The 8961-nt window shown below is 60.8% G+C and carries 8 protein-coding genes and 1 pseudogene; 8 read left to right on the top strand and 1 reads right to left on the bottom strand.

Features of this window, described 5'->3' with window-relative positions; translation table 11 throughout:
• From AC0V2Y_RS27195 to AC0V2Y_RS27160, 8 genes and pseudogenes are all read left to right on the top strand, one after another.
• Nucleotides 1-308: pseudogene (locus tag AC0V2Y_RS27195) on the top strand (heparinase); the annotation flags it as partial.
• A gap of 11 nt (nucleotides 309-319) precedes the next feature.
• Entirely contained in the window at nucleotides 320-1630 is a 1311-nt protein-coding gene (locus tag AC0V2Y_RS27190; protein ID WP_475415848.1) for a nucleotide sugar dehydrogenase, read from the top strand.
• Nucleotides 1611-2873, top strand: coding sequence for a glycosyltransferase family 4 protein (locus AC0V2Y_RS27185; protein WP_475415849.1), 1263 nt, complete (start codon nucleotides 1611-1613; stop codon nucleotides 2871-2873). The genes AC0V2Y_RS27190 and AC0V2Y_RS27185 overlap by 20 nt, the downstream gene beginning before the upstream one ends.
• Nucleotides 2874-2923: 50 nt before the next feature.
• Nucleotides 2924-4078: a nucleotidyltransferase family protein gene (locus AC0V2Y_RS27180; protein ID WP_475415850.1), complete on the top strand. Its 1155-nt coding sequence runs from the start codon at nucleotides 2924-2926 to the stop codon at nucleotides 4076-4078.
• A gap of 20 nt (nucleotides 4079-4098) precedes the next feature.
• A complete protein-coding gene (locus AC0V2Y_RS27175) occupies nucleotides 4099-5553 on the top strand; it encodes a mannose-1-phosphate guanylyltransferase/mannose-6-phosphate isomerase (protein WP_475415851.1) in 1455 nt (484 codons plus the stop codon).
• A 181-nt stretch (nucleotides 5554-5734) separates the two neighbouring features.
• A complete protein-coding gene (locus tag AC0V2Y_RS27170) occupies nucleotides 5735-6292 on the top strand; it encodes an FxDxF family PEP-CTERM protein (protein WP_475415852.1) in 558 nt (185 codons plus the stop codon).
• 84 nt (nucleotides 6293-6376) lie between these two features.
• Nucleotides 6377-6955 carry an FxDxF family PEP-CTERM protein gene (locus AC0V2Y_RS27165; protein ID WP_475415853.1) on the top strand — a complete coding sequence of 193 codons (579 nt, stop codon included), beginning with the start codon at nucleotides 6377-6379 and terminating at the stop codon, nucleotides 6953-6955.
• A gap of 139 nt (nucleotides 6956-7094) precedes the next feature.
• Nucleotides 7095-8120, top strand: coding sequence for a TIGR03790 family protein (locus AC0V2Y_RS27160; protein WP_475415854.1), 1026 nt, complete (start codon nucleotides 7095-7097; stop codon nucleotides 8118-8120).
• Nucleotides 8121-8174: 54 nt separating this feature from the next.
• Here AC0V2Y_RS27160 and AC0V2Y_RS27155 read toward each other — a convergent pair whose 3' ends face one another.
• Nucleotides 8175-8894, bottom strand: a complete 720-nt coding sequence (locus AC0V2Y_RS27155) for a PEP-CTERM sorting domain-containing protein (RefSeq protein WP_475418195.1) — start codon at nucleotides 8892-8894, stop codon at nucleotides 8175-8177.
• Nucleotides 8895-8961: the final 67 nt, after the last annotated feature.

Here is an 8961-nt window from a genome sequence, read left to right as displayed (position 1 = left end):
GTACAAATGTACATGATATTTCCGTGCATTGGCAGTTCGGCGAACATTGCCTGGTCACCGTCAACGACGGGCAATTGCAGGCACAGGGCCAGCGGTCCTGCTTGCGCATGCGCTGTTCGCATGGAACGCTGGAGGTATTGCGCGGCAGCGAGACGCCGCCTGGCGGCTGGATATCGCGCCGCTTCGACGAGAAATCACCGATTGCCAGCGCCGCCTGGCGCATGCGGGTGCAGGGGACAACTGAAATCGTGACGTACATCGAGCTGATGCCGCAGACGTCGCCGGCTAATTCGCCGGCTAATCATTAAGGGAGCATATTTTGAAAATCAGTATTTTTGGCCTCGGCTACGTGGGTGCGGTCTCTGCCGGTTGCCTGGCAACGGATGGGCATGAAGTGATCGGCGTCGATCCGAACAAGACCAAGGTCGACCTGATCAACCAGGGCACCACGCCCATCATCGAGAAGGATATCGGCGAGATGATCGCCGCCACCGTGAAGAGCGGCCATTTGCGCGCCACGGCGGACGTGCGCGACGCCGTCTTCGGCTCGGACATGTCGCTGATCTGCGTGGGTACGCCCTCGCAGCTCAATGGCAACCTGGACCTGAGCCACGTGCGCAAGGTGTGCCAGGAAATCGGCGCCGCCATCGCCGAGAAGGACAGCTTCCACGTTGTCGTGGCGCGCTCGACCATGCTGCCCGGCTCCATGCGCGCGCTCGTCATTCCGACCCTGGAAGCGGCATCGGGCAAGGTGGCCGGCGTCGATTTCGGCGTGTGCAACAACCCGGAATTCCTGCGCGAAGGCACGGCCGTCTACGATTACTACAATCCGCCGAAGACGGTCATCGGCGAATCCGATGAAAAGGCGGGCGCGCTGCTGGTGCAGCTGTATGAAAAGATGGATGCGCCGCTCGTGCGCACGGACGTCGAGACGGCCGAAATGGTGAAATACACGGACAACACCTGGCACGCCGTCAAAGTGGCGTTCGCCAACGAGATCGGCAATATCTGCAAGGCCGTCGGCATCGATGGCCACAAGGTGATGGAAATCTTCTGCCAGGACACCAAGCTGAACCTGTCGCCGTACTACATGAAGCCGGGCTTTGCCTTCGGCGGATCCTGCCTGCCGAAAGACGTGCGCGCGCTGACCTACAAGGCGCGCAGCCTGGACCTCGATTTGCCCTTGCTTAACTCCATTCTGCCGTCGAACCAGCGGCAAGTGGAAAAGGGCATCAAGATGATCGTCGACAAGGGGGCGCGCAAGGTGGGCATCCTGGGCTTCTCGTTCAAGGCCGGCACGGATGACTTGCGCGAGTCGCCGCTGGTCGACGTGATCGAGTATCTGCTGGGCAAGGGCTACGAACTGAAGCTGTACGACAAGAACGTCAACCTGGCCGCCCTGACGGGCGCCAACCAGGATTACATCCTCAATCACATCCCGCACATCTCCAAGCTGATGGTGACGAGCATGCAGGACGTGCTCGATTTCGCCGATACCATCGTCATCGGCAATGGCGCGGCCGAATTCAAGACCGTGCCCGCCAGCCTGCGGCCGCACCAGCACATCGTCGATCTGGTGCGCATCAGCAAGGATCAAAGTGGAGAGCAATATGACGGCATCTGCTGGTAAGCCCGTGGCTGCCCAAGCAAGGCGGGTGCTGATCCTGGTGGAAAACCTGCCGTCGCCCTTCGACCGGCGCGTGTGGCAGGAAGCGACCACCCTGCATGCGAATGGCTATGACGTGTCGATCATCTGCCCGACGGGCAAGGGCTACGAGTCGCGCTACGAAGCCATCGACGGCATCCATATCTACCGCTACCATCTGCCGCTGGAAGCGGAAGGGGCGAAGGGCTACCTGGTGGAATATTCGCTGGCGCTGTTCCATACTTTCCGCCTGGCGTGGAAAGTGCATTTCGCGCGCGGATTCGATGTGATTCACGCCTGCAATCCGCCCGATTTGCTGTTCCTCATCGGCGGCTTCTTCAAGCTGACGATGGGCAAGCGTTTCCTGTTCGACCACCATGACATCAATCCGGAACTGTACGAAGCGAAGTTCGGCCGCCGCGATTTCTTCTACAAGCTGATGGTGCTGTTCGAGCGCTGGTCGTTCCAGAGCGCCGACGTGTCGATCGCCACCAACGAGTCGTACAAGAAGATCGCCATCGAGCGGGGCGGCATGAAGCCCGAGGATGTCTATGTGGTGCGCAGCGGACCCAAGCTGGACCGCCTGCGCGTGCTGCCGCCCGTGCCGGAACTCAAGAAGGGCCGCACTTACCTGGTCGGCTACGTGGGCGTGATGGGCGCGCAGGAAGGCATCGATCTCCTGCTGCAGGCGGCGCAATACATCGTGCAGACCTTGAAGCGCGAAGACGTGCAGTTCGGCCTGGTGGGCGGCGGCACCTCGCTGGAACAGATGAAGCAGATGGCGCAGGACATGGGCATCGGCGACTACGTGACTTTCACGGGGCGCGTGCCGGACCAGCAATTGCTGGAAATGCTCAATACCTCGGATGTGTGCGTGAATCCCGACGTGGCCAACGACATGAACGACAAGTCGACCATGAACAAGATCATGGAATACATGGCCCTTGGCAAGCCGATCGTGCAGTTCGACCTGGTCGAGGGCAAGGTTTCCGCACAGCAGGCATCGCTGTATGCCTTGAAGAACGATCCCATCGACATGGCACGCAAGATCGTCGAGTTGCTGGACGACCCTGCCCGCCGCGAGCAGATGGGCGCGTTCGGCCGTCATCGCGTGATCAATGAGCTGGAATGGGAATATGAGGCGCCCAAGCTGCTGGCCGCGTATGCGCGCCTGTTTCCCGCTGCCGTGACCGCGGCGTCGGTAACGCTGAGCAAGGATGGCCGCTGACATGGGCCGCCCAATCAGCCATCCCCAATCCTGATGGAGCAAGCCCGACAATGAAAGCAATGATACTGGCAGCAGGCAAAGGTACGCGCGTGCAGCCCCTGACCTACGATTTGCCCAAGCCGATGATCCCTATCTTGGGTAAACCCGTGATGGCGTACCTGGTGGAACATCTGGCGCAGCATGGCGTGACCGACATCATGGTCAACGTCAGCTACCTGCATGAAAAGATCGAGGAGTATTTCGGCGAAGGACACCAGTTCGGCGTGCAGATCGGCTATTCCTTCGAAGGCTATACGAACGATGCGGGCGAGGTCGTGCCGCAACCGCTGGGTTCGGCCGGCGGCATGAAGAAGATCCAGGAGTTTGGCGGCTTTTTTGACGACACGACGATCGTGCTGTGCGGCGACGCCTTGATCGACCTCGACCTGGAATCGGCCCTGCTTGAGCACCGCCGCACGGGGGCGCTGGCCTCCGTCGTCACCCTGGAAGTGCCGTGGGACAAGGTATCGAGCTACGGCGTGGTGGTCAGCGACGCCGCCGGACGCATCCGCGCCTTCCAGGAAAAGCCGGCCCAGGCCGATGCGCTGTCCAATTGCGTCAGTACCGGTATCTATATTTTCGAGCCGGAAGTGCTGGACCTGATTCCCTGCGACCGCCCCTTCGATATTGGTTCGGAACTGTTTCCCTTGCTGGTGGAAAAGGGCTTGCCGTTCTATGCGCAAAAGCGCCAGTACAACTGGATCGACATCGGCAGCGTCAAGGATTACTGGGAAGTGCTGCAAAGCGTGCTGATGGGGGAGGTTGCCCAATTGCATGTGCCTGGCACGCAGATTGCCGATGGGGTATGGGCGGGCTTGAATACCCGCATCGACTGGAGTGGCGGGACGCGCATCGAGGGCCCCGTCTACATCGGCTCGGGTTGCCGCATCGATGCGGGTGCCGTCATCGTCGGGCCCACGTGGATCGGCCATGGCAGTCATGTCTGCGCCGGCGCCGAAGTGGTGCGCAGCGTGCTGTTCGAATACACGCGCGTGCTGCCTGATGTGGTGCTCGATGAAATGATCGTCTTCAAAGATTATAGTGTCGACCGCGTCGGCCGGATGCGCCATGTTTCCGATGCGCAAGCCCATGCCTGGGGCAATGCGCGTGACCGGCGCAGCTTGCGCCGCGCGGAAACGTCGCCGGCCCTGTATGCTGCCCAATAAAATGTTTGTGAAGTGAAGCTATGAAAATTTATCCAGTTATCCTGTCCGGCGGTTCGGGCACCCGTTTATGGCCGCTGTCGCGCGCCGTATTGCCCAAACAACTGTTGCCGCTGGTAACGGACAAGACCATGTTGCAGGAAACGGCGCTGCGCGTGCAGAGCCTGCCCAACCGCCGCGCCGGCGATAGCGGGCTGGCCGGTTTTGACGTCATGCCGCCACTGGTAGTGTGCGGCAATGAGCACCGCTTCATGGTGGCCGAGCAATTGCGCGAAATCGGCTTGCCGCCGCTGGGTATTTTGCTCGAACCGGTGGGGCGCAACACGGCGCCGGCCGTGGCCGTGGCGGCGCAATACCTGCTGGCCATCGACCCGCAGGCGCTGATGCTGGTCTTGCCGGCCGACCATGTCATCACGGACGTGGCCGCGTTTCACCAGGCCATCGCCGAAGCGGCCCTGCTGGCGGCCGACGGCGCCCTGGCTACCTTCGGCATCGTGCCGACGGCGCCGGAAACGGGTTATGGCTACATCCGTAGCGGCGCGCCCGTGAGCCCGGGGGCCGCGGGTTGCAAGGTCGAGCGTTTCGTGGAAAAGCCGGACTTGGCCACGGCGCAGTCGTTCCTTGCCGCTGGTAATTATTTCTGGAACAGCGGCATGTTCCTGTTCCGCGCCGAACGCTACCTGGGCGAGCTGGGGCAATTCCAGCCCGCCATGCTTGCCGCCTGCGAGACGGCCGTGCGCGACGGCTACCGCGACCTCGATTTCTGCCGCCTGGAAGAGAAGGCCTTCGCCGCCTGCCCATCCGATTCGATTGACTATGCCGTCATGGAACATACGGCGCATGCGGTGGTGCTGCCTGCCGCCATTGGCTGGAGTGATGTCGGCTCCTGGTCAGCCTTGTGGGAAGTGCAGCAGGGCGATGCCGACGGCAACGTCGTGCGCGGCGACGTGTATCTCGATGGCGTGAGCAATTGCCTGGTGCGCGCCGAGCGCCGCATGGTGGCCGTGCTGGGCGTGCAGGACCTGGTCGTGGTGGAAACGGACGACGCCATCCTGGTGGCGCACAAGGACCAGGTGCAGCGCGTGAAACAGGTGGTCGACCACTTGAAGCAGGCGGGACGCAGCGAACACGTGCAGCACCGTAAGGTGTACCGCCCATGGGGCAGTTATGAAGGCATCGATATCGGCGAACGCTTCCAGGTCAAGCGCATCACCGTCAATCCGGGCGGCAAGCTGTCGCTGCAGATGCACCACCACCGTGCCGAGCATTGGGTCGTCGTCAGCGGCACGGCGCAAGTCACGTGCGGCGACAAGGTGACCTTGCTGACGGAAAACGAATCAACGTACATCCCCATCGGCATGACGCACCGGCTGGAAAACCCGGGCAAGCTGCCCTTGCACCTGATCGAAGTGCAGTCGGGCAGTTATCTGGGCGAGGACGACATCGTGCGGCTGGAGGATGTCTACCGGCGCGTCTGATTACCTTGTTGACGATATCCGCGCAGCGAAACTATTGGCTTAAGGAATGATGCTATAAAGTAACTTTTAATTAAACAATAGTTAACATAAAAAATTGCTTTATGCTATGATTCTGCCTGGTTTGATCAGATAACTCATGCGGAAGCGCTGGCGCTTCCGCATTCACGTTGAGTGGAATCGCATGAAGAAAAATACGTATTCGGTGCTGGCCGCGCTGGCCTTTGCCGGTTCAGCTTTATTCGCGCAGGCAGCCTGTGCCGCGCCCGTCGACATCAGCTCCACGCCTGGCGCCGTCAATCTGGCAGCGGGCGGTTCGCTGACCTTTGGCGACAAGTTCAAAAACAATCAAAAGAGCAATTTTTTCAATGACCTGTTCACGTTCAACGTGGCACAGGCCAGCGACCTGAGCGTGGTACTGAACTCGCGCAGCAGCAGCGCTGCGAATGGCCTGAACCTGACGGGTTTCGGCTTGTACAGCAGTGTTGGCAATACCTTGCTGCTGGGCGGCGATCAGTTGTTGACCGGCATTAATGACAAGTGGACCCTGTCGTATGCCAATCTGGCTGCCGGTTCCTACTATCTGAAAGTCAGCGGCAACGTGGTGTCGAACACGGGCGCGGCTTTCAGCGCGAATGGCAGCCTGATATCGGCCGTACCGGAACCTGGCACGTATGCGATGTTGCTGGCGGGCCTGGGTCTGCTGGGCTTCATGGCACGCCGTCGCCAGAAGGCGGCTTGAGCCCTGCCTGGCTGATTGGCATCCTCGTTTGCGTTTCCATCCCGCAACTGGCATGAGCCGGTTGCAGTCATCTTGGTGAAAAGTATGAAAAAATTCCTGAAATCCCTGTTTGTGGCCGCCATGTTTGCCGGCAGCAGCCTGGCCGCCCATGCGGCGCCGGTTGACATCAGCCACGCCACGGTGGATCTGACGCAAGACTTGCTCGATTATTCCAGCAGTGACCTGCTGGGCTCGTTTTCGCTGGCATCCGGTCAGTTGGCCGGCGCGGGCAATAACTTTTTCAGCGACAAATTCACGTTCAGCGTGACCGGTTTGAATGACCTGAGCGCGCTGGCGACGTCGCTCAAGCCGAGCGCCAACTCCGGCCTGACGCTGACCGGTTTCAGCCTGGGCAACGCCAGCGGCATTCTGTTTCATGGCGCGCTAGACCTGATCAATTTCACGGCGCAGGACCAGGCGTGGTCGCTGCAGTCCGGCTCCACGCCTTTGGCTGCTGGCAATTACTTCCTGCAAATTGACGGTTATGTCGCGTCGCCAACTGGCGGCAGCTATAGCGGCATCCTGGCCGTCACGCCGGTACCGGAACCGGAAACCTACGGCATGTTGCTGGCGGGCTTGGCTTTGGTCGGCTTCATGGCGCGCCGCCGCAAGTTGCAAGTCTGAAAGATTTAATTTTGCATGTAAAAAACGGAGGCTGAGGCCTCCGTTTTTTTTTCGCAGGCTGATGTGGAGCTATAATCGTCACGCACAGTGGGTGGCTGCGGCATGGCTGCTTCGATCTTCCTCAACGACGATATTGACCTTGCATAAATCTCTCTTCCTTTCGCTGGCGCTGGCCGCCGGCATCGCACGTGCCGATGCGCCGTCCATGCCCCTGGGATTGCATGCCGCGCAATTGGCTGTCGTAATCAATGACGCCGAGCCGAACAGCATCGCGGTGGGCGAATATTACCGCCAGGCGCATGGCATTCCTCCTGCAAACGTGGTGCACGTGAATATCCCGAATCGCCCGCGCAAGCTCAGTGCGGAGCAGTTTGCGCAGTTGAAGGAGCGTATCGATGCCCAATTGAAGCCCCATATCCAGGCCGTGCTGATGGTGTGGAGCGCGCCCTACGCGGTCGAATGCAATTCCATCACTTCCGCCTATACCCTGGGCTACGATGCGGGGCAGTGCGCGAAGACGTGTGACGCCGGCAAGCCCAGCACGTATTTCAACAGCAATGTGCCGCAACCGTTTACGCAGATGGGCATGCGCCTTTCCATGCTGCTGCCCGTCGACTATGTGGAAGAGGCCAAGGCCGTGGTGGACCGCGGGACGGTCAGCGGTTTTTCCGTGCCCGCCGCCAGCGCGTATTATCTGACCACCAGCGAAAATGCGCGCAACAGCCGTGCCGCCTTTTTTCCGCCTGCCGGGATCGTGCGCCAGCGCAAGCTAACGGTCAAGAACATGAAGGCCGATGTGCTCGATGGCGCGCAGGACATCATGGTGTACCAGACGGGCATGGCCAAGGTCGCCAAGCTCGATACCCTGCGTTTCCTGCCCGGCGCCCTGGCGGATCACCTGACTTCGTTCGGCGGCGATCTGCAGGGAACGGCGCAAATGAGCAGCCAGCGCTGGCTGGAGGCGGGCGCGACGGCCAGCTACGGGACCGTCAGCGAGCCGTGTAACTATTGGCAGAAATTCCCGAATTCGACTGTCTTGCTGCGGCGCTACCTGACAGGGATGACGGCGCTGGAAGCGTACTGGGGCAGCGTGGCGTGGCCAGCGCAAGGCCTGTTTATCGGAGATCCCCTGGCGGCGCCGTATGCCGCGTTCCGGCGCCGCTAGGCCCCCAACGCGTTCCGCCGCAGACATAAAAAAAGGCTCTTGCGAGCCCTTTGTCTATGCCTGCATGCTGCTGCGGCGCTTGCGGCGCGCGGCCAAGGCGGCCATGCCCAGACCAACGAGCAGCATGGCGTAGGTTTCTGGTTCAGGCACGGCGACTACTGGCGGCAAGATGGGGTTGGGAGCGTTGCGTCCGTCGATGCCGCCACCGGAGCCACCGGAGCCGACTCCGCCATTGCCTGCAGGTGCAGGCCGGCCGCCGTCGGACGATACCATCAGCGGTTCATACATGGCGGAGGCTGCGCGGCCCACTCCGCGATAGCCTTCGCTGCCGGTAATCGCTTCACTGGTTTCTTGCGCAACAAAGTCGCGCGTGCCTGCACTGTAGTCAAAGCCATCTTGCTTGATGCCTGTCCCCAGGCCGTTGCGACTGGCACGGCCGTTCGTATCAAACTGGCTCAAATCATGGCCGCGACTGTCGAAATGCGGCTTGCGCAGCACTTGCGACGATTCCGTGTCGCCGAATTCGGGTAGCGAGCCCTTGCCGTCATTGGTGCGCCAGCCCATGCCGACGGCGCCATTGGCCAAGCGGCAGGCACTGTAAGTGCTGTTCATGTCGGCTTCATTGGCACTGCCATTGGTTCCGGTGCTGCTTGCTTCGCAGCGCTTGTCGTCGGTTGCCGCCGGTGCCGCCGCTTGCGCGCGCGCGTAGCCCGCACTCAATGCCAATGCGGCGGTGATCAGGGATAGCTGGATGGTGGTGCTGAATTTTTTCATGGTGTGTTCTCGCTAGGTGTTCATGCTGGCAATGCCTGCATGCCGCTTGATCCGTTTTGTCCTGCAA

It is taken from the genome of Janthinobacterium sp. BHSEK (assembly GCF_056174685.1).
The sequence above is the reverse complement of the archived record's forward strand: the minus strand, read 5'-3'. Positions and strand labels throughout refer to the sequence as shown.